At 66.7% G+C, this 19,490-nt stretch carries 17 protein-coding genes; 15 read left to right on the top strand and 2 right to left on the bottom strand.

The window, feature by feature from the left end; genetic code table 11:
• The first annotated feature begins 112 nt into the window (after positions 1-112).
• The 4 genes from QME71_03445 to nagA all read left to right on the top strand — a co-directional run bounded on the left by QME71_03445 (position 113) and on the right by nagA (position 5,347).
• The gene (locus tag QME71_03445) at positions 113-913 is read left to right on the top strand and encodes a GreA/GreB family elongation factor (GenBank protein MDI6857353.1); all 801 of its coding nucleotides are present in this window, start codon (positions 113-115) and stop codon (positions 911-913) included.
• A gap of 205 nt (positions 914-1,118) precedes the next feature.
• Complete coding sequence (locus QME71_03440; GenBank protein ID MDI6857352.1) at positions 1,119-2,270, top strand: citrate synthase; 1,152 nt, start codon at positions 1,119-1,121, stop codon at positions 2,268-2,270.
• A gap of 108 nt (positions 2,271-2,378) precedes the next feature.
• Complete coding sequence (locus tag QME71_03435) at positions 2,379-4,109, top strand: NAD+ synthase (protein ID MDI6857351.1); 1,731 nt, start codon at positions 2,379-2,381, stop codon at positions 4,107-4,109.
• Between the two features lie 71 nt (positions 4,110-4,180).
• Complete coding sequence (gene nagA, locus QME71_03430; GenBank protein MDI6857350.1) at positions 4,181-5,347, top strand: N-acetylglucosamine-6-phosphate deacetylase; 1,167 nt, start codon at positions 4,181-4,183, stop codon at positions 5,345-5,347.
• A gap of 14 nt (positions 5,348-5,361) precedes the next feature.
• Here nagA and QME71_03425 read toward each other — a convergent pair whose 3' ends face one another.
• The gene (locus QME71_03425; protein MDI6857349.1) at positions 5,362-6,096 is read right to left on the bottom strand and encodes an HAD family hydrolase; all 735 of its coding nucleotides are present in this window, start codon (positions 6,094-6,096) and stop codon (positions 5,362-5,364) included.
• A gap of 191 nt (positions 6,097-6,287) precedes the next feature.
• Between QME71_03425 and QME71_03420 the strand changes: the two genes are divergently transcribed.
• The 4 genes from QME71_03420 (at position 6,288) to QME71_03405 (ending at position 10,517) form a co-directional block, all read left to right on the top strand.
• Positions 6,288-7,415 carry an MraY family glycosyltransferase gene (locus QME71_03420; protein MDI6857348.1) on the top strand — a complete coding sequence of 376 codons (1,128 nt, stop codon included), beginning with the start codon at positions 6,288-6,290 and terminating at the stop codon, positions 7,413-7,415.
• 140 nt (positions 7,416-7,555) lie between these two features.
• Positions 7,556-8,986 (top strand): argininosuccinate lyase, encoded by a 1,431-nt coding sequence (argH, locus tag QME71_03415; protein ID MDI6857347.1) that lies wholly within the window; start codon positions 7,556-7,558, stop codon positions 8,984-8,986.
• Entirely contained in the window at positions 8,983-9,654 is a 672-nt protein-coding gene (gene rpe, locus QME71_03410; protein ID MDI6857346.1) for a ribulose-phosphate 3-epimerase, read from the top strand. The genes argH and rpe overlap by 4 nt, the downstream gene beginning before the upstream one ends.
• Before the next feature lie 32 nt (positions 9,655-9,686).
• On the top strand, positions 9,687-10,517 hold the full coding sequence (locus QME71_03405; protein ID MDI6857345.1) for a DUF3800 domain-containing protein: 831 nt from the start codon (positions 9,687-9,689) through the stop codon (positions 10,515-10,517).
• A gap of 98 nt (positions 10,518-10,615) precedes the next feature.
• On the opposite strand, the gene rpmB is transcribed toward QME71_03405, so the two are convergent.
• The gene (rpmB, locus tag QME71_03400) at positions 10,616-10,834 is read right to left on the bottom strand and encodes a 50S ribosomal protein L28 (GenBank protein ID MDI6857344.1); all 219 of its coding nucleotides are present in this window, start codon (positions 10,832-10,834) and stop codon (positions 10,616-10,618) included.
• An 88-nt stretch (positions 10,835-10,922) separates the two neighbouring features.
• Here rpmB and QME71_03395 point away from each other — a divergent pair, with 88 nt between their 5' ends.
• From QME71_03395 to QME71_03365, 7 genes are all read left to right on the top strand, one after another.
• Positions 10,923-12,605 (top strand): DAK2 domain-containing protein, encoded by a 1,683-nt coding sequence (locus QME71_03395; GenBank protein MDI6857343.1) that lies wholly within the window; start codon positions 10,923-10,925, stop codon positions 12,603-12,605.
• A gap of 21 nt (positions 12,606-12,626) precedes the next feature.
• The gene (locus QME71_03390) at positions 12,627-13,472 is read left to right on the top strand and encodes a DegV family protein (protein MDI6857342.1); all 846 of its coding nucleotides are present in this window, start codon (positions 12,627-12,629) and stop codon (positions 13,470-13,472) included.
• Entirely contained in the window at positions 13,469-15,907 is a 2,439-nt protein-coding gene (gene recG / locus QME71_03385; protein ID MDI6857341.1) for an ATP-dependent DNA helicase RecG, read from the top strand. Before QME71_03390 ends, recG begins: the two co-directional genes overlap by 4 nt.
• Before the next feature lie 260 nt (positions 15,908-16,167).
• Positions 16,168-16,923: a PHP-associated domain-containing protein gene (locus QME71_03380; GenBank protein ID MDI6857340.1), complete on the top strand. Its 756-nt coding sequence runs from the start codon at positions 16,168-16,170 to the stop codon at positions 16,921-16,923.
• Positions 16,920-18,098, top strand: a complete 1,179-nt coding sequence (locus tag QME71_03375) for a glycosyltransferase family 4 protein (GenBank protein ID MDI6857339.1) — start codon at positions 16,920-16,922, stop codon at positions 18,096-18,098. Before QME71_03380 ends, QME71_03375 begins: the two co-directional genes overlap by 4 nt.
• A complete protein-coding gene (locus QME71_03370) occupies positions 18,098-18,736 on the top strand; it encodes a CDP-alcohol phosphatidyltransferase family protein (protein MDI6857338.1) in 639 nt (212 codons plus the stop codon). Before QME71_03375 ends, QME71_03370 begins: the two co-directional genes overlap by 1 nt.
• Positions 18,720-19,487, top strand: a complete 768-nt coding sequence (locus tag QME71_03365) for a thioredoxin family protein (GenBank protein ID MDI6857337.1) — start codon at positions 18,720-18,722, stop codon at positions 19,485-19,487. The genes QME71_03370 and QME71_03365 overlap by 17 nt, the downstream gene beginning before the upstream one ends.
• Positions 19,488-19,490: the final 3 nt, after the last annotated feature.

Here is a 19,490-nt window from a genome sequence, read left to right as displayed (position 1 = left end):
GCTCAAGAAACAAGCGGAAAGGGGGTGAGTGTACGGAATGTACCGGACGAGTACATTGAATTGACACTCTCACCACACGACCATACAATCGAGAGCGAGGGCGCAGCCATCCATGCCACCCGATAACCCAACGCTTCGAGAAGCCGCCGTTATTTTCCTCGCATCGCTCGGTCCCGATGAGCGACAGGAGGCGCAGGCAGAGGTCAACCGCTTCGTCCGCTGGTACGGCTCCGACCGAGCGATGAGCGAGCTCACAGGCCACGATGTCTCCGGCTACGCCGCAAGCCTCGGCTCCAGCCTCGCCGACGTCGCTTCCCGCCTCGAGCCCGTGCGCGCGTTTCTCGCCTTTGCCAAGAAAAAGGGCTATACCGCCACCAACATGGCCGTCCACATCCGCCCGCCGAAGGCGCAGAAGGCGATAAAGACGCCAGCGCGCCTGAAAGAAGCGGGGCCGGTCTCGTTGAGCGAAGGCGCGATTGAGGCGATGAAGCGCGAACTGGAAGAGCTCCGGGCGCGCCGTCCGAAGGTGGCGGCCGAACTGCGACGGGCGATGGCCGACAAGGACTTTCGCGAGAACGCGCCTCTGGACGCTGCCCGCGAGGAGCAGGCGCACCTTGAGGGCAGGATCCGCGAAATCGAGTCCACGCTCAAACGGGCGGTCGTGATTAAAGAGGACAAGACGCCGACTGCCTCAGTCAACCTCGGCAACACGGTTATCGTCCGCAACCTGAAGTCGGGGGCGGAGATAAAGTACACGCTGGTCAGCCCGCACGAGGTGGACCCGAGCCAGGGCAAAATATCGATCGCCTCGCCCGTCGGCAAGGCGCTCGTGAGGAAGAGAGAAGGGGACGAGGTAGAGGTCGAGGCGCCGGCCGGCGCCATACGCCTGCGCGTCGAGAGGATTCAAAGCTAGTCCTTGCCTTCTTGCCCGCTTGTCCCCCAAAATTAATCATCTCGTAATAGAACCGGCCTCGCCGGGGCGTTGGTCCTATTCCACCGGTCGTGATACAATTCACATTCAAAGGGCCGGGCCTCTTGTCGGGTCTCCGGCATGTCAATCCCTCGGAATCGATTGAGCGAAATAAGACGGCGGTGGTGCGGGAGACGCGCGAAGGAGGATGACGATGGTCAAGGCGTCGGAAGATGGGTACGTGCCGGGGCTGGCGGGCGTGCCCGTTACCAAGTCAGAGATAAGCGACATCGACGGCCACCGGGGCATCCTCAAGCTCAGGGGCTACGCGATCGAGGAGCTGGCCGAGAAGAGCACGTACGAGGAAACGGCCTACCTCGTGCTCAAGGGGGAGCTGCCCAGCAGGCAGGAACTGGACCAGTTCAAAAGCGAGCTGGCGGCGCATCGAGCAGTCGAGCCTGGCATCATCGAGATGATGAAGGCATACCCCAAGAACGCGCACCCTATGTCCGCCCTCCAGACCAGCATCGCCTCGATGGCTCTTTTCTACCCGCGCACCGTCGATGACGAGGAGGTCAATCACCAAGCGTGCTGCCGGCTTATCGCGCAGGTGCCGACGCTCGTCGCCGCCTTCCACAACATCCGCCAAGGGAAGGAGCCGGTCGCTCCCCGCGAAGACCTGAGCTGCTCGGCGAACTTCCTCTACATGCTCCACGGCGAGGCGCCGCCGCCGCTTGTCGAGCGCACCTTCGACGTCTGCCTCATCCTGCACGTCGAGCACACGGTCAACGCCTCGACGTTCACCGCCATGGTAACAAGCTCGACGCTCGCCGATCCGTACGGCACCATCGCTGCCGCCGTCGCCTCGCTCGGGGGCCCGCTGCACGGAGGCGCAAACGAGCGCGTGCTGCAAATGCTGGAGGAGATCGGCTCGGTCGAGCGGGTCGAAGCGGTGATAAACGAAAAGATCGCCCGCAAAGAGGTGATCTACGGCATGGGCCACCGTGAGTACAAGACGATGGACCCGCGCGCCCGCATCCTCAAGAGCCTGGTCAAGCCGCTCTTCGAGGAGTTCGGCCCCACGCCGCTGTACGACATCGCCGTCGAGGTCGAGAAGGTCGCGACGGCGCGGCTGGGAGAGCGCGGCATCTGGCCCAACGTCGACTTCTACTCGGGCATCGTGTACGACCGCATGGGCATCCCCATCGACCTGTTTACGCCCGTGTTCGCCGTCTCGCGCATCGCCGGCTGGGTCGCGCACTGGAGGGAGCAGATCGCCAACAACAGGCTCTTCCGGCCGACACAGATATACCAGGGCCACGGCGACCGCGCCTACGTCCCGCTCGAGCTGCGCGGCTAGCGCCACCAGCGATGCGGCCATGCGCCGCCGCCGACCGCGCCGACCGGCGCCGCGGCCTCCGCGCCTTGACCTGCGTTTCGGGAAGCGCTAATCTCGATTGAGACGCCCATGCGCAACCTCCGCGTCGGCCTCGCTCAGGTCAACGTCACCGTAGGCGACCTCAAGGGCAATGTCGAAAAGATAGTGCGCTACATTGACTGCGCCCGCGCCCTCGCCGTCGACGTCGTCGCTTTCCCTGAGCTCGCCATCACCGGCTACCCGCCTGAAGACCTCATCTTGCGTCCTCAGTTTATCCGCAACAACCTCGACGCCCTCCAGGAGGTCGTCGGCAAGACCACGGGCGTCACCGCCGTCGTCGGCTTCGTCGACTCCGACGGTGAGATCTACAACGCCGCCGCCGTCATCCACGACGGCCGCCTCGTCGACGTCTACCGCAAGCAGTACCTCCCCAACTACGGCGTCTTCGATGAGGACCGCTACTTCACTCCCGGCAGCGGCTGTTCAATTCACGAGATAGCGGGCGTCGAGGTCGGCGTGAACATCTGCGAGGACATCTGGTACCCCGAAGGGCCGGCGCAGGCGCAGTCGTTTGCGGGGGCGGAAGTCATCCTTAACGTTAGCTCTTCCCCCTTCCAAGCCGGCAAGCGCCTCTCCCGCGAGCGCATGCTCTCCACCCGCGCCAGCGACGGCACCGTCATGCTCTGCTATCTGAACCTGGTGGGCGGACAGGACGAGCTGGTCTTCGACGGCAACAGCCTGGTCTTCGACCCCGAAGGCCGGGTCCTGGCGCGGGCGCTCCCCTTCGAAGAAGACCTCCTGGTGTGCGACCTCAACCTCGACGAAGTGATGCAGGCCCGATTGCGCGGGCCCCGCCGGCGCAAGGAGAGGACGGCGCTGGCAGTCAATTCGCCGGCGAAGGTCCGGGTGTCCGCAGAGCCGTTGCATCCCGACAAGCCGACGCTGGCCGCGCGGCCCGTCGAGCCGCTGGACGATGTCGCCGAAGTGTACGCCGCCCTTGTGTTGGGGACGCGCGACTACGTCCACAAGAACGGCTTTCGCAAAGTAGTCATCGGCCTCTCGGGCGGCGTCGATTCCAGCCTTGTCGCCGTCGTCGCCGTCGATGCCCTGGGTGCCGAGAACGTGGTCGGCGTCTCCATGCCTTCGCGCTTCTCCTCGCCCGGCTCGCGCCGCGACGCGGAAGCGCTGGCGGAGAACCTCGGCATCGAGCTTAAGTCCATCCCCATCGAGGAGGCGTTCTCGGCGTACCTGCACATGCTCGAGCCCGAGTTCGCGGGCACTGAATTCGACGTGGCGGAGGAGAACATCCAGACGCGGATCCGCGGCAACATCCTTATGGGGCTGTCCAACAAGTTCGGCTGGCTCGTCCTCGTGACCGGCAACAAGAGCGAGATGGCGACCGGCTACTCCACCCTCTACGGCGACATGGCGGGCGGCTTCGCGGTGATAAAGGACGTCCCCAAGACTCTCGTGTACAAGCTGGCGGAGTACCGGAACGCGCGCGAGGGCCGCGCCCTCATTCCCGAGACCGTCTTCACGAAAGTGCCTTCGGCGGAGCTACGGCCAGGCCAGGTCGACCAGGACACGCTTCCCCCCTACGAGGTGCTCGACCCCATACTCCAGGCGTACGTGGAGGAGGACAAGAGCCTCGCCGAGATCGTCGCCATGGGCTTTGACGAAACGACGGTGAAGCGCGTGATCACGATGGTCGACCGGAACGAGTACAAGCGGCGGCAAGCGCCTCCGGGCGTCAAGATCACGCCCCGCGCCTTCGGCCGCGACCGGCGTCTCCCCATCGCCAACCGCTACCGCCAGTGGTAGGCGCCGCCACGGTTCGGAACAGAAGCAGTCGATAATATACGTGAACGGCCCTGCCCGTCGCGGAGGAATCGATGAGCCCTTCGTCCTATCTACTCGCCCTCACACACGCCCGCATCCTCACGCCCACCGAGGAGATCGAGGACGGTACGGTCGTCATCCAGGACGGGCGTATTCTCCGCGTCGATAGGGACGCGCCGCCGCCCGAAGCCCGCACGCTCGATCTGCGTGGCCTCATCGTCGCCCCCGGCTTCGTCGACCTGCACACGCACGGCGGCGGCGGCTTCTCGCTCACCTCGGGCGACCCCGACGAGCTGCGCGGCTATGCGCAGTGGGCGGTCTCGACCGGCGTCACGTCGTTTCTTATCGCTCTCGTGCCGGCGCCCCGCGAGGAGCTTGTGGCGCAGATGCGCACCCTCCTGCCCCTGCTGCGCGCGCCCACCAACGGCGCCCGGCCGCTCGGCTTCTACCTCGAGGGGCCCTTCCTCAGCACGGAGCGTCCCGGCGCCTTCGACCCGCCCTCCCTGCATCCGCCCGACGTATCGGAGTTGCGAGGATATCTGGACGCCGCGGAAGGCAACCTGCGCGTACTGGCCATCGCGCCGGAGCTGCCGGGCGCAGAGGCGGTGATCCGCGAGGCGACGGCCGCAGGCGTCGTGGCCGCTCTCGCCCACAGCGACGCCGGCTACGAGGAAGCGATGGAAGGTTTCTCGGCGGGCATCAGCCACGTAACGCACTGCTTCAACGCCATGCGTCTCTTCCACCACCGCGACCCGGGCTGTCTGGGCGCCGTCCTCAACCGCCCTTCGGTGACCGCCGAGATCATCGCCGACGGCGTGCACGCGCACCCCGGCGCCATCGAGCTGCTGCTCAGGGCGAAGAGCGCGGCGGGGACAGTGCTCGTGAGCGACGGCATTCCCCTGGCGGGCCTCTCCGACGGCGTGTTCGAGCTTCAGGGCGCGAAGGTGCGGGTCGAAGGCGGCGTGGCCCGTCGCGGCGACGGCACCCTCGCCGGCAGCACGGTGACGATGGACCGGGCAGTCGCGAACGTCTGGCGCCGGCTGCTGCTCCGCCCCTCCGAGGCGGTGACGATGGCGACCGTTAGCCCCGCAGCAGTCATCAGGGAAGGAAGCAAGGGGAGGATATCGCCCGGCGGCGACGCCGACATCGTCGTGCTCGCGCCCGACCTCGAGGTCGAAATGACGTTTGTCGCCGGCCGGGAGGTCTACCGGCGCCACTGATCGCCGCGGGGGCATCAGGGACCGTCGCGCTCCTGCCTGTCCACGTAGTCGATGATCTCGCCCGGACGTTTGATTATCAGATCGGGTTGGTATTCCCCTGGGTCGGCCTGACGGAACTGGTGCGTCAGGACGGCGCGCATCCCCAGGTTTTTCGCGCCTTTTATGTCGGCGAGCGGCGTGTCGCCGATGAACACGGCCTCAGCGGGCGAGACCCGCAGCGCATTCAGCGCCGCTTCGAAGATCGCCGGGTGCGGCTTTGTAAGGCCGACTTCTGACGAGATGACCAGCACGTCGATTAAGGGGAGCAGCCCGTGGTCGGCGAGGGAGCGTTCGAGCGACGCCCGCGACTGGTAGGTGTTGGAGATAACGCCGATGCGAAAGCCGCGCTCTCTCAGGGCGCGCAACGTCCGCCGCGTTTCCGGGTCGACCCGGTAACGGATGCTGCCCGAAACGGCCAGATCGGGCATGCGCCGGAGCGTTTCCTCGGGAACGTCGAGCCCCAGCCTTGCGAACGCGCGCCGGAAGGCTTCCTCCGCGGGTAGTTGCTCCATCTTGCCCGCCTGCCACGCCTGCGCCTCCTCCACGAACACGGCGGCGGCCGCGTCCCGCAGCGCCTGCGCGTCCGGTACGCGTTCGCCGAGCGCCTCGATCAGCGCCTGCCGGACGTGGTCGTACGCTTCCGCCTCGGCGGAGTAGTCGACGCTCCACAGCGTATCGCCGAGATCGAAAAGGACAGCTTTGATCTTCATGCGCTGCCGGCCCTCCCTGCCCGCGCCGGACGTGGTATAGGAGCGGGAGCTTCTTCGTTTATATACTATGGGACGCCAATGGACTACGTTTCAGCGGGCCGCCTTCGCTCGCAGGCCGAAAACGAATGGAGATGCGCGGCAGAAGGTGTTAAGATAGGGGCACGCAACGGCGGGGGAGGCTGAGAGGGCACTTGAGCGTATACCTCCTGACCCTGTTTCTGGCCACAGGCATCGCCCTGCTGACGGCCGTCGTGCTGGAGACGTTCGCGCGGCGCATCCACGTGCCCGGCATCTTCCAGGCGAAGCGCGGCGACGGCGAACGGCCCTGCTGGGGGGGAATAGCCCTCTTCTTCTCATTCGCCGTCACGCCTTTCATCGCCTCCGCCCTCTCGCAGGAGGCGTCCGACTACTTCTCACCCAAGTCGGGCGATTTCCTCGGCTTCCTGGGCGCCTGCTCCCTTATCTTCCTCATCGGCCTCGTTGACGACTGGCGGCCTCTCGACTACAAGCCGAAACTGATCGGCCAGGTGGCCGCCGCCTCTGCCGTCTACGCCGCCGGCTACAGCATAGACCAGCTTGCCTTCCCCTGGGGCGCCGAGATCGACATGCACTTCATGGCGCCCGTCGCCACGGTTATCTGGATCGTCTTCTTCACAAACGCCATCAATTTGATCGACGGCCGCGACGGCGTGGCCCCCGGCGTGTCGATATTCGCGGCGGCTGCCCTCGCCCATATCGCCGCCAGCTCCGAGCACCCGACGGTGGCGATACTGCTTGTCGCGGCGGCAGGCGCCGGGCTCGGCTTCATTCCGTTCAATCTGCCGCCGGCAACGAGCTACCTGGGCGACTCCGGCGCTTTGCTCCTCGGCTTCATCCTCGGCTCGCTCTCCATCCGCGCCGCCACCGGCGTCACCGATGCCGTCTTCATCAGCGTGCCCATCGTCGCCCTCGGCTTCCCGATCCTCGATACGGTGCTGGCGGCCGTCCGCCGCGCCCTCGACCGGCGTCATCCCTTCGGCCGCGACCTCGACCACATCCACGACCGGCTGGAGAGGACCGGCTTCGGCCCGCGCGGGCTGCTTGTCGTCGTGTACGGCATAAGCGTTGCCCTCTCCGGCGCCGCCATCCTCCTGCACCACGTCGATGTGTTCGCCCTCGAGCTGGTAGTGCTCCTCGGGTTCGGCCTCATGGTGGCCGTGCTGCTGGCTCGGCTGGGCTACCTGCTGACGATCTGGAACAGCCAGGTCGTGGTCTGGGTGCGGCAGCGGGTAAACGGCATCGCGGCGGTCGCGTTCAACTCGCGGGGCAAGCCGTCGTGACGCGACGGAGCGCCCTCGACGGCACCCGTCGCTTTCCGTTCCTGGCGGGCATCTTGGCACAAGCGCCGCGCTGAGCGAAAATGAGGTCGGGCGTCGGGCCCGGCCGTTGCTTTACAGACGACGCCATAGGAGTGGCCGACGTGGCGAACAAGGAGCAAGGACCGGCGCGAAAGGCCGGCCGCGGCAAGAAGCCCTGGAGCGGGCGCTTCGCCGCCAAAACGCACCCGCTGGTCGACATCTACACGTCGTCCCTGGGCGTCGACTCCGCGCTCTACCGCCAAGACATCCGCGCGTCTATCGCCCACGCCCGCATGCTCGCCCGGCAGCGAATCATCCCCAGGGCCGACGCCGACGCCATCGTCCGCGGCCTGCGGGAGATCGAGCGCGAGATCGAAAAGGGTGAGTTCCCCTTCGACGAGAGCCTCGAGGACATACACACTAACATCGAGGCGCGCCTCAAGGAGAAGATAGGCGGGGCCGCCGACCGCCTGCACACCGCGCGCTCCCGCAACGACCAGGTGGCCACCGACCTGCGCCTGTTCCTCAAGGAGCGCGTCGCCGAGATCATGGGGGCCATCCGCGTCCTGCAGATGACTATTATCAAGGTCGGGGAGCGCCACATCGACGCCGTCATGCCGGGTTACACGCACCTCCAGAGGGCGCAGCCGGTGCTCTTCGCCCACCACCTGCTTGCCTATTTCGAGATGCTGGAACGGGACCTCGAGCGCTTCGGCGACTGCTTTTCGCGCGCCGACGTCCTCCCGCTGGGAAGCGGCGCCCTCGCGGGGGTGCCCTACCCCATCGACCGCGGTGCGGTGGCAAGCGAGCTCGGCTTTGCCGACATCAGCCGCAACAGCATCGACGCCGTCTCCGACCGCGACTTCGCGCTGGAGTTCCTCTTCGACGCCGCGGTCTGCATGATGCACCTCTCGCGTCTCGCCGAAGAGATCGTCCTCTGGTCGAGCGCGGAGTTCGGCTTTATCGAGCTCGACGACGCCTTCGCCACCGGCTCCAGTATCATGCCGCAGAAGAAGAACCCCGACGTGGCGGAGCTGGCGCGCGCCCGTACCGGCCGCGTCTACGGGCGGCTCGCCGGGCTGCTCGCGACCCTCAAGGGCCTGCCCCTTTCCTACAACCGCGACCTGCAGGAGGACAAGGAGCCGCTGCTCGACGCTCACCAGGCCGTGGTGTCCACGCTGATCGTCTTCGCGCCCCTGCTGCAAACGATGCGGGTCAACGAGGAGCGGATGCGCGCCGCGGCGGCCGGCGGCTATGCCCTCGCCACCGATCTCGCCGACTACCTGGCGCGAAAGGGCGTGCCGTTCCGGCAGGCGCACGAGGCCGTCGGCAAGCTCGTGAAGTATGCGCAGCGCAAGGGCAAGGAGCTTTCGGAGCTAACGCTCGCCGAGTACCGGCGTTTCTCGCCCTTGTTCGACGAGGACGCGCTGCGGCTCGACCTCGAAGCGTCGCTGAAGTCGAGGGACATCCCCGGTGGCACGGCGCCCCGCCAGGTGCGACAGGCCCTGCGCGAAGAGCGCGAGCGGCTGCAGAAGGAGCTCGAAGAACGGTGACCGCAACCATCAAGATCGCCCCCTCCATCCTTGCAGCGGACTACACGCGGTTGGGCGAGCAGTTGCAGGCCGCCGAAGCGGCGGGCGCCGACTACATCCACGTCGACGTCATGGACGGACGCTTTGTCCCCAACATTACAATCGGGCCGCTTATCGTCAGGGCGGCGCGCCGCGCCACCGGCCTCCCGCTCGACGTCCACCTCATGATCGAGGAGCCGGAGCGCCACATCGACGCGTTCGCGGACGCGGGCGCGGACATCCTGACAGTGCACCCGGAGGCGACGCCCCACGTTCACCGGGCGCTAGAGCAGATCAGGCGCCGCAACGTGAAGGCGGGCATCGCTCTCAACCCGGGTACGCCGGTCGCCGCCGCCGAGGAGATGCTGGCGGAGCTCGACCTCGTGCTGGTTATGAGCGTCGACCCCGGGTTCGGCGGGCAGGAGTTCATAGCCGGCGTGCTGCCGAAGGTGCGGCGTCTGCGGCGATTGCTCGACGAGCAGGGGCTGCGCGCGGAGCTGGAGATGGACGGGGGGATCACGGTCGATACGGCGCCGGCGTGCGTGGAGGCGGGAGCGCGGGTGCTGGTGGCGGGCACCGCCGTCTTCAACGAGAAATCGACCGTCGAGGAGAACATCAAGCGACTGCGCGAAAGCGTTGTACGAGCGTGAATTCTGCTGCTGGTTCCGTGAGGTAGAAACGGGTGCTGGTCTTCATCGATCAAAGCGGCGATGTTCATCCTAGCGCCACAACGCTCAGGCCCGTGCTTGCGGCCGTTTGCATCGATCAGGCCAGAAGTCGGGACCTCAGTCGGCAGATGTTCAACATGAAGAAGAGGCTGACCGAAAACCCGGAGAACTTCGAACTGAAAGGGCACAAGCTGCTAACCCGCACCACATTCGAAAAGAGGGCGGCTAAGCGGGAACTCGTGGAGTCGACATTTGAACTTATCAGGAATATTGATCTGACGCTTTTTGCAATCGTTATGGAAAGGCCCACCGTTGTTCCCTTGCTTCAACCCGGGATGCTACCAAACCAGTACCGATACATTCTGCAGCGCGTTGCCCTCCTGCTAGACGCTCAGTCTCACGATGACATGGCACTGTTGATATTCGACGGTCAAGGCCCCAACTTCGGGCGAGATCTCTCGTCGGCAATAAGCGGCTTCTTGTTCAAACATCCGGAAGGCCAATCCTATAGCCGCATTGTAGAGACACCCCTGTTCGTCGATTCCCGAATCACGCCGGGCATTCAGATCGCCGACATGGTGGCGTCGTGCGTGCGGCATTTCCAGGAGAACGAGCTTCATCGGCGGCCGCTACCAGCCGGAGACACATTCCTGTCCGCCATCCAGCGATACTATCGCTGTGTTCAACAGAAGAGCATAGACCTACAAAACGACCGGGGAGTAGTCTTCCACGGAATTTACTTCATGCCAGAACGGCACTTGCACGAGGAGCGTTTGGCAGAAGACGTGGGAGGAGAGGTTCAAGGACTGGAGCCCAACGGGTGGACGGTGGGCACAGAAAAATAGACGCCGGGAAGCGGCTAGATTAAACGCCGCACCCGGCCTCACAAGTCATTATCGTCCATACGCGGAGAATGTCAAGCCCCCTCTGCTGGCTCCGACTTTCAAAGGGCGGCAGGGGCTTTGGTGAGGGTGCGCAGGCAGCGAGTGCAGATGTTGACCTTCACAGCCGCGCCATTAACGCGTATCGTCTGCTTGTGGACGTTCGGTCGGAACACGCGGTTTGTTCGCGGCGCCTTCCGCTCCCACCGTCCGGCGTGACGGTGACGTATGTTGCGCCCGAATACGGTGCTCTTGCCACAGATATCGCACTTCCCGGCCATGAGATTGCTTTCCTTTACGGGGTGGACTCGTTGTTGCTAGAATTCAACTGCCATACTAACATGCGGGACTGACCCGAAACAACTCCCGATGAAACGCCACGATCAGAGGACCAGCGCCGTTCAACGCACCCGCAACGGGGAAGACCCCCATGTGCTGACGGGCGAAGACCTGCGCGAGATGTTCGCCGCCGCCACCACCTGGCTGGAGCGCAACGCGGAGGCGATAAACGCCATCAACGTCTTCCCTGTGCCCGACGGCGACACCGGCACCAACATGTACCTCACCATGCGCTCCACCATGGACGAGGCGTACCAGACAGGGAGCGACGACGCCGGCGTGGTCGCCAGCGCGATGGCGCACGGCGCCCTCATGGGCGCGCGCGGCAACTCAGGCGTCATCCTCTCGCAGATGCTGCGAGGTCTCGCCGATAGTCTTTCCGGCAAGCAACGCTTCGACAGCGTGGACCTCGCGGACGCCCTAGAACAGGCGGCGAGCAGCGCCCACCGCGCCGTGCGCCAGCCGGTCGAGGGCACGATCCTGACGGTGCTGCGCGAGGCGGCGCAGGCTGCCCGCAGACGCGGCGGCAGGCTCCGCAGCGGACTCCGCGGCGTCCTGGCGTCGACGGTGGCGGCGGCCAAGGAAGCGGTCGCCAAGACGCCGACGCTGCTCCCCGTGCTCAAAGAGGCGGGCGTCGTCGACGCCGGCGGCCAGGGGCTCTACATCATGCTCGAAGGCGCGCTGCGCTACCTGCGCGGCGACCTGGCGCCGCTGGCCCCCCTGGCGATGCAAGACCCCGAGCAGAGCTGGCTGAACGCGACCGCCGCCGTCCACGAGAGCGGGAGCGCCGCTTACGGCTATTGCACTGAGTTCCTCGTCCAGGGCGAGGGACTCAGCGCCGACGCCGCGCTCGAAAAGATGGTGAGCCTGGGCGACTCCGTGCTCGTGGTGGGCGACGACCGGCTGCTGCGCGTGCACCTCCACACCAGCGACCCGGGCGCCGCCCTCAGCTACGGCACGTCGCTGGGCGAGGTGGTCCGCATAAAGATCGAGAACATACGGGCGCAGGCGGAACAGTTCGTGCAGAAGGCGCAGGCCGGCTACGAGCCCACGCTTGCCCCCATCAGCACCGTCGCCGTGGTCTCCGGCAAGGGGCTCGAAGACATCTACCGTAGCCTGGGGGTAACCGCCATCGTCCCCGGCGGCCGCACCATGAACCCCAGCATGCAGCAGATACTGGCCGCCATCGACTCATGCCCCGAGAACGAGGTCATTGTCCTGCCCAACAACAAAAACGTTGTCCTCACTGCCGAGCAGGCGGCCGCGCACAGCAAAAAAGACGTGCGCGTCGTCCCTACCGAATCGATGCCGCAGGGTGTAGCCGCGTTGCTCGCCATCAACCTCGAGAAGGGTTTGCGCGAAAACGCGGCGATCATGTCGGAAGCCCGCCACCAGGTGAGGACGATCGAGGTGACGCGGGCGATACGTTCGGCGGTCATCGAGGGCGTGCGCGTGCGCAAGGGCCAGGCGATAGCGCTCCTAGACGGCAGCCTCGTGGCAGCGGAAAACTCGGCGGAAGCAGCCGTGCTTGCCGCTCTCGCGCAGGCGTCGGCTTCGGAGATGGCCCTCGCCACCATTTACTACGGCGCCGACAGCAGCGCCGAGGAGGCGCGCTCACTCGCGGACCGGGTAACCAGAGACCATCCCTCCCTCCAGACTGAGGTCGTCTATGGCGGACAGCCCCACTACAAGTACATCGTCTCTCTCGAATAGCGCCGGGGGAACCGGCCCGCGATGACCGTCCGCATCGTAACCGACAGCACGGCCGACCTTCCACCCGGCGTCGCCGAAGAACTCCGCATTACCGTCGTGCCCGCGCTCGTGATGTTCGGGCGCGAGGAGTTGCGCGACGGCGTTGACCTGACGACGGAAGAGTTCTTCAGGCGGATGACGAACAGCAGCGTCGCCCCGACCACGTCGCAGGCGCCTGTGGGCGCCTTCCTCGAAGCGTACGAGAGGCTCTCCAGGGAAACGGACGAGATAGCAGCGGTCCTCCTGGGCGGCCGTTTCTCAGGGATGGTGGCGTCGGCGCTGGCGGCGCGGGACATGCTGAAGGGCCGCTGCCGCATCGAAATCGTCGATTCCGACAGCGCTTCGCTGGGGCTGGGCTTCGCCGTGATGGCGGCGGCTCGCGCCGCCCGCGACGGAGCGCCGATGGAGCGCGTGACGGCAATCGCGCGTTCGTGGGCGGCGCGACAGCACACTTTCGCCGCGCTCGACACGCTCGAGTGGGCGCGGCGGGGCGGCCGCATCAGCCGCATCGAGGCGGCGCTGGGCAGCCTCCTCCACATCAAGCCCATACTCACCGTCAAGACCGAGATCCAGGCCGTCGGGAGGGCGCGCACCCGCGCCGCCGCGCTCAAGCGCATGTTCGAGCTGGCGATGTCGTACCCCAACATCACGCACGTCGGTATCATGTACGCGACGACCCCGGAGGACGCGGAGATGATCGCCGGTTGGGTGCGGGCCTCGCTCCCCGAGGCGCAGATCGAGATCGTCAGGATCGGGCCGGCGCTGGGGGCGCACGGCGGGCCCGGCATCATGGGCATGACAGTGGTGGAGGGGGAAAAGGAAGCTTGAACGAGCGGGAGGGCCAGCTCCGCAAGATACTGGAGCACGAGCGCCGCCTGGGCTGCGCCGATAAGGCGGTGATAGGCGGCATCGACCGCTACCTAGACCGGCTCATTGAGCAGAACGTCTTCCCTCCCGCGTCTCCCGTCGGCGCATCGATAAGAGCGCTTCCCCGCGGCGGCTACGCGTCGCTCGGCGTCGAGGAACGCGCCCGCTGGCTCACGCAGACCATCCATCTCATCGACGGGCAACCGGGTGCCGCCCCCTTGAAGGCGGCGCCGTCTCCCGCGCGCGAGCCGGCGGCGGCGAAGAAGCCGCGACGGCCGAAAGCGTCCGCGACAGCAGGCGACCTCTCAGCGCCGGTCACCGCCGTCAGGGGGGTGCGCGACGCCCTCGCCGTGAAGTTCGCCCGCCTCGGCGTCGAGACCGTGCGCGACCTGCTCTACTTCTTCCCCCGCCGCCACAACGACTTCGCGCGCATCCGTCCCGTAGCGGAACTCGTCGTCGGCGAGGAGCAGACGCTGGTGGCGACGGTGTGGAGCGCCGCCGAGACCACCATCGGACGGCGTCTGCGAGGGACGGAGGCGCTCGTGGGCGACGCCACGGGCACGATGCGCGTCGTCTGGTTCAACCAGCCCTATGTTGCCGGGCAGCTCAAGACGAACCGTCAGGTCGTGCTCGCGGGCAAGGTCACGCTGTTCAAGGGGCAGAAGACGATGGAGAACCCCGAGTACGAGCCGCTGGAAGAGGAGCTCGTGCACACGGGCCGTCTCGTCCCCGTCTACCGCTCGACGTCCGGCCTGCCGCCGAGAACGATACGCCGCGTCGTCAAGGAAGCGCTCGACTCGTTCGCCGACGCGCTGGCGGAGCCCCTGCCGCCTGAGATGCTGACGCGGCTCCGCCTGACTCCGCTGACGACAGCCGTCCGTCAGATGCACTACCCCGACGGCTGGGAGCGGCTGGAGGCGGCGCGACGGCGGCTCGCCTTCGACGAGCTGCTGGTCATCCAGCTCGGCGTTCTCGTTCGGAGACGGGAGTGGCGCGAGCGGGGGCTGGCGCTGCCCCTGCCCCTGCCGGCGGACGTGCGACGCGGCTTCGTCGGGGCGCTGCCCTTCACGCTTACCTCCGCGCAGGAGAAGGCGCTGGAGCAGGCGCTGGCCGACGTCGCCGGCGAGCGCCCGATGAACCGCCTGCTGCAGGGCGACGTCGGCAGCGGCAAGACGGTGGTGGCGGCGGCCAGCCTGCTGGCGGCAGCGGCGTCGGGTCGCCAGGGCGCGATGATGGCCCCCACCGAAATCCTCGCCGAGCAGCACTTCCGCACCCTTTGCGGCATCTTCGGCTGCGGGGACGAGAAGGCACCGGTGGCGCAGGTCGACGCCCCCTATCTGGCGCGGCCGCTGCGCATCGCCCTCCTCTCGGGCAGCCTGCCGGCGGCGGAGAAGCGCGCCGTCCGCGAAAGCATAGCCGCCGGCGAGATCGATATCGTCGTCGGCACGCACGCCGTCATCCAGGGAAGCGTCGACTTCGCAGGCCTCGCGCTCGCGGTCGTCGACGAGCAGCACCGCTTTGGGGTGATGCAGCGGGCGGCGCTGCGCGAGAAGGGCGTCAACCCGCACCTGCTGGTAATGACGGCGACGCCCATACCGCGCACCCTCGCCCTCACCCTCTACGGCGACCTCGATATCTCCGTCATCGACGAGATGCCGCCGGGACGCAAGCCCGTCGAGACGCGATGGGTGCCGCCGGAGGGCCGCGACGAGGCCTACGCCTTCGTGCGGGAACGCGTCGGGCAGGGAGAGCAGGCGTTCATCATATGTCCGCTCATCGAGGAGTCGGAGACGCTGACGGCGCGGGCCGCCGCCCACGAGTTCGAGCGGCTGCGAGCGGAGGTCTTCCCCGACCTGCGCCTCGGGCTGCTGCACGGGCGGCTGGCGGCGCAGAAGAAGGACGCGGTGATGCGCGACTTCCGCGACCGCCGCCTCGATATCCTCGTGTCGACGGCGGTCGTCGAGGTGGGCGTCGACATCCCGAACGCGACGGTGATGATGGTTGAGGGAGCGGAGCGCTTCGGGCTGGCGCAGCTCCACCAGCTCCGCGGCCGCGTGGGGCGCAGCGACGCCCAGAGCTACTGCCTGCTCCTCTCCGATAGCCCGTCGGACGAGGCCCGGGAGCGGCTGCAACTGATGGAGCGGACGACGGACGGCTTCGCGCTGGCAGAAGCCGACCTGCGGCTGCGGGGCCCCGGCGAGTTCTTCGGGACGCGCCAGAGCGGGCTGCCCGAGTTCAGGGCGGCGCGCCTCTCCGACGTCCGTCTGATCGAGCTCGCGCGCGAGGAAGCGGCCCGCCTCCTCGAGAGCGATCCCGACCTGCAACGCCCCGAACACGAGGCCCTGGCGCGGGAGGTCGCGGCCGCCTGGGAGCGCGTCACCGCCGAAGCGCACTAGGGACCTGGCGGCGAAGAGAAGCTGCGAAGGTGTCCCCCGGGGTCGTCCAACGCGTTGCGGGTGGGCGGGCGGGAAGACGGACGTTCATGTTACGGCCACCACGTCGACGCCGCCCAAAGCATGAACGCCCCCTGCGCCATCCGCTTATCCGTTGACCATCCGTTGACAGATTCGCTCACCGTCGAAAGGGTGACTTTGGTCACGCCGCAGCCGGCCTCCTGGTGGTACAATGTTGTGAAATCCGTGAGAAGGATCGAGAAGTGGGGAAGGCTGACATTCACATCCACTCCGCGGTCGGCGACGGCATGGCCGGCCCGCAGGAGATACTCGACTACGTAGAGGCGAACACCGACCTCTCGGTGATCGCGGTCACCGATCATGATGATCTCACGGGCGGCCTGAAGGCGCGCGAGCTCTGGGCGCGCGGCCGCTACCGGTTTGAGGTTATTGCCGGCATAGAGCTGACCACCCTCGAAGGGCACCTCATCGCGCTGTTCCTCGAGGAGCCGGTCGCGCCGTTGCGCCCTGTGATGGAGACACTTGAGGCGGTGCACAGGCAGGGCGGACTGTGTATCATACCCCATCCCATGAATTGGCTCACCCGCAGCATCAGCGAGCACACGATCGAGCGGATCATGCTGAAGCGGGGCACGGGCGTCTACTTCGACGCCATCCAGATCGCCAACTCAGGCCCCGGCTCTAACGTCAACGCCGGGAAAGCGCTGCGGCTGAACCGCGAGAGGTACCATCTTCCGGAGGTAGGCGGCAGCGACGCCCACTTTCTGCCCGTCATCGGCGCCGCCCTCACCGAGTTCCCGGGCGAAACAGCGGCCGATCTGCGAAGGGCTATCCTCGAGGGCACGACCGGCGCCACCAACGGACGCTACCCTTCGCTCTCCGAGATCGGGTACCGGCGGTTCCTGTTGCAGCAGTGGCGGGGGTTTAGCGTTACACCCAGGAAAGCGGGCTGGCTGCCGACTATCGCCAGCTTCGTGAAGCGCTGGAGACCGCGATGAAGATCGGCTTTGTCTCGCCGTACGACTGGGCGGTGCCCGGCGGCGTCAACAACCACATCGCCCACCTGAGAGACCACTTCGTCGCCCTCGGCCACGAGGTACGGGTCATCGCGCCGTCGTCGCGGCCCTCCCTGCATCGAGCAGAAGAGAACGTGATCCCCATCAGCCGCGCCTACGGCATACCGGCGAGCGGCTCGGTGGCGCGCGTTACGCTGTCGCTGCGTCTGGCGCCAAAAGTGAAGAAGGTGTTGCAGGAGGAGCAGTTCGACATCGTCCACGTGCACGAGCCGTTCGCGCCCTTCCTGCCCCTAAACTTCCTGCGTCTCTCTACGGCCATCAACGTGGGCACCTTCCACGCCGCCAAGGAGGGCGGGACGACCAAGTGGTACCTGTACGGACGTCACGTGCTCAAGCGCTGGTTCCGCCGCCTCGACGGCAAGATCGCCGTATCGGTGCCGGCGATGCGTCTCGTGTCTCGCTACTTCCCCGGCTACTACAACATCATCCCCAACGGCGTCGATGTCGACCACTTCGCGCTCGAACGACCGCCGGTGGAGCGCTACGCCGACGGGCGGCCGAACGTTCTGTTCGTGGGACGGCTGGAGAAGCGAAAGGGCGTAAAGTACCTGCTCCAGGCGTTCGAGACGGTGAAGCGCGAGATGCCGGAGGCGCGGCTCCTCATCGTCGGGCCGCCGACACGGGCAGCGCGCGGGTACCGACGCTGGGTCGCCGAGAAGGGGTTGGCAGACGTTGAGTTCATCGGCTACGTTTCTTACGACGAGCTCGCCCGCTATCATCACACCGCCGACGTCGTCTGCGCGCCCGCGACGGGGAACGAGAGCCAGGGCATCGTCCTTCTGGAAGCGATGGCCGCGGGCAGGCCGCTCGTCGCCAGCAACATCGAGGGGTACGCAAGCGTGCTGACCCACGGCGTTGAGGGGCTGCTCGTCCGCCCGAAGGACGCGGAGGGTCTGGCTTCCGCCCTCATCGAGCTGCTCTCCCATCCGGACAAGCGACATGAGATGGGCGAAAGGGCGCGACAGCGGGCGCAGGAGTACAGTTGGGAGCGGGTGTCGCAGAAAGTGCTGAGCTACTATGAGCGCCTCCAGTACGAGCGGGCGGCCGGCATCCGGGAAGAGCAGGCTGCATTGATGCACCGCTGGAGTCCAGAGTAATGTTCAGACTCAGCCCGCGGGCCCTTCCTGAGAGCATCAGCGGGCCGCTCGCGCGCCTGCTCGCGCGCACGGGTCTCACCCCTAACGCTATAACGCTCATCGGGTTCGCGGGCGCGCTGGCAGCGGCGGTTCTCATCGCCCGGGGAGAGTTCCTGGCGGGCGGTATCGTGATGCTCGTCGCCGCCGCCTTCGACATGATGGACGGTCTCCTCGCCCGCGTTACGGGCCGCGTCACCGCGTTCGGCGGCGTCCTAGACTCTCTCTTCGACCGCTTATCGGAAGCGGCGGTCCTCGGCGGTCTCCTCTTCCACTTCGCCGACAGGGGCGACGTCGAGGAGAGCGTCCTGGCCTTCGCGGCCGCCGCCGGCTCGCTGCTGACGAGCTACATGCGGGCGCGCGCTGAGGCAGCGGGCCTCGAGCTGCGCGAAGGGCTGTTCACGCGGCCCGAACGCGTGATCGTTCTCGGGATCGGCCTTATCATAGACCAGGCGAGAATCGCCCTCTGGATTGTCGCCGTGCTCGGCAACTTCACTGTCTTCGAGCGTCTTTTCGCTGTATGGATGAAGTGGCGGGCAGCCCCCTCGATCGAGCAGCGGCAGAGCAGGGAGCGCGGAGAGAGAGTTGATACCCCTTCGTGACCAGGAATACCTGCGGGAGCGCTTTGCCCGCGAACTCACGGGCGCCGTCCGCATCGATCTGTTCACGCAGCGCCGGCTCCCCATCTTCATACCCGGCCGCGAGGAGTGCGCCTTCTGCGAGGAGACACAGCAACTCCTCAAGGAGCTGTCGGCTCTCTCCGACAAGATCCGGCTGACCGTCCACGAGTTCTCGGAGGCGGCGCAGGAGGCGGCGCGCCTGGGCGTCGACCGCGTGCCGGGGATCGTGCTCCGCGGCGCCCTTAACCGTCCGATACGATTCTTCGGCCTGCCCGGCGGCCACGAGTTCCCCGCTTTCGTCGAGGGGGTTATCGACGTCTCGCGCGGCAAGGTGGACCTGGCGACGGAGACGGCGCGCCAGCTCAAGCGGCTGAAAAGCGACGTCTCGCTCGAGGCATTCGTAACCCCCACCTGCCCTTCTTGCCCGGCGATGGCCCGTCTGGCGCACAAGCTGGCGCTGGAAAGCCCGCGGGTGCGCGCCGACGTGATCGAGATAATGGAGTTCCCGCGACTCATCGAGCGCCACAACATTAGCGCCGTGCCGGTGACGGTGATCGGCGGGCGGGTCGCCCTCGTGGGGGCGATGAGCGAGCAGACGCTGATGGCGCAGATAATGCAGTTCGCGCAAAGGAAGGCGCTCCAGCCCGCGGCAGGCGCCCTCGGCCCGACGTCGCCGGTGGAGCAGCAACGGCCCCAGGAGCGCCGCGAGAGCGGGATCATCCTGCCCGGATAGACG

The sequence above is a fragment of the Dehalococcoidia bacterium genome (assembly GCA_030018455.1).
Lineage (GTDB): Bacteria > Chloroflexota > Dehalococcoidia > DSTF01 > JALHUB01 > JASEFU01.
Note: the sequence above shows the minus strand (reverse complement) of the source record. Positions and strands in the feature narration are given on the sequence as shown.

What these genes read in the sequence shown, in the direction of transcription:
- QME71_03445 (MDI6857353.1), top strand. Translation starts at nt 113, where the DNA reads ATGCCACCCGATAACCCAACGCTTCGAGAAGCCGCCGTTATTTTCCTC.
- QME71_03440 (MDI6857352.1), top strand. Translation starts at nt 1,119, where the DNA reads ATGACGATGGTCAAGGCGTCGGAAGATGGGTACGTGCCGGGGCTGGCG.
- QME71_03435 (MDI6857351.1), top strand. Translation starts at nt 2,379, where the DNA reads ATGCGCAACCTCCGCGTCGGCCTCGCTCAGGTCAACGTCACCGTAGGC.
- nagA (MDI6857350.1), top strand. Translation starts at nt 4,181, where the DNA reads ATGAGCCCTTCGTCCTATCTACTCGCCCTCACACACGCCCGCATCCTC.
- QME71_03425 (MDI6857349.1), bottom strand. Translation starts at nt 6,096, where the DNA reads ATGAAGATCAAAGCTGTCCTTTTCGATCTCGGCGATACGCTGTGGAGC.
- rpmB (MDI6857344.1), bottom strand. Translation starts at nt 10,834, where the DNA reads ATGGCCGGGAAGTGCGATATCTGTGGCAAGAGCACCGTATTCGGGCGC.
- QME71_03395 (MDI6857343.1), top strand. Translation starts at nt 10,923, where the DNA reads ATGAAACGCCACGATCAGAGGACCAGCGCCGTTCAACGCACCCGCAAC.
- QME71_03390 (MDI6857342.1), top strand. Translation starts at nt 12,627, where the DNA reads ATGACCGTCCGCATCGTAACCGACAGCACGGCCGACCTTCCACCCGGC.
- QME71_03375 (MDI6857339.1), top strand. Translation starts at nt 16,920, where the DNA reads ATGAAGATCGGCTTTGTCTCGCCGTACGACTGGGCGGTGCCCGGCGGC.
- QME71_03370 (MDI6857338.1), top strand. Translation starts at nt 18,098, where the DNA reads ATGTTCAGACTCAGCCCGCGGGCCCTTCCTGAGAGCATCAGCGGGCCG.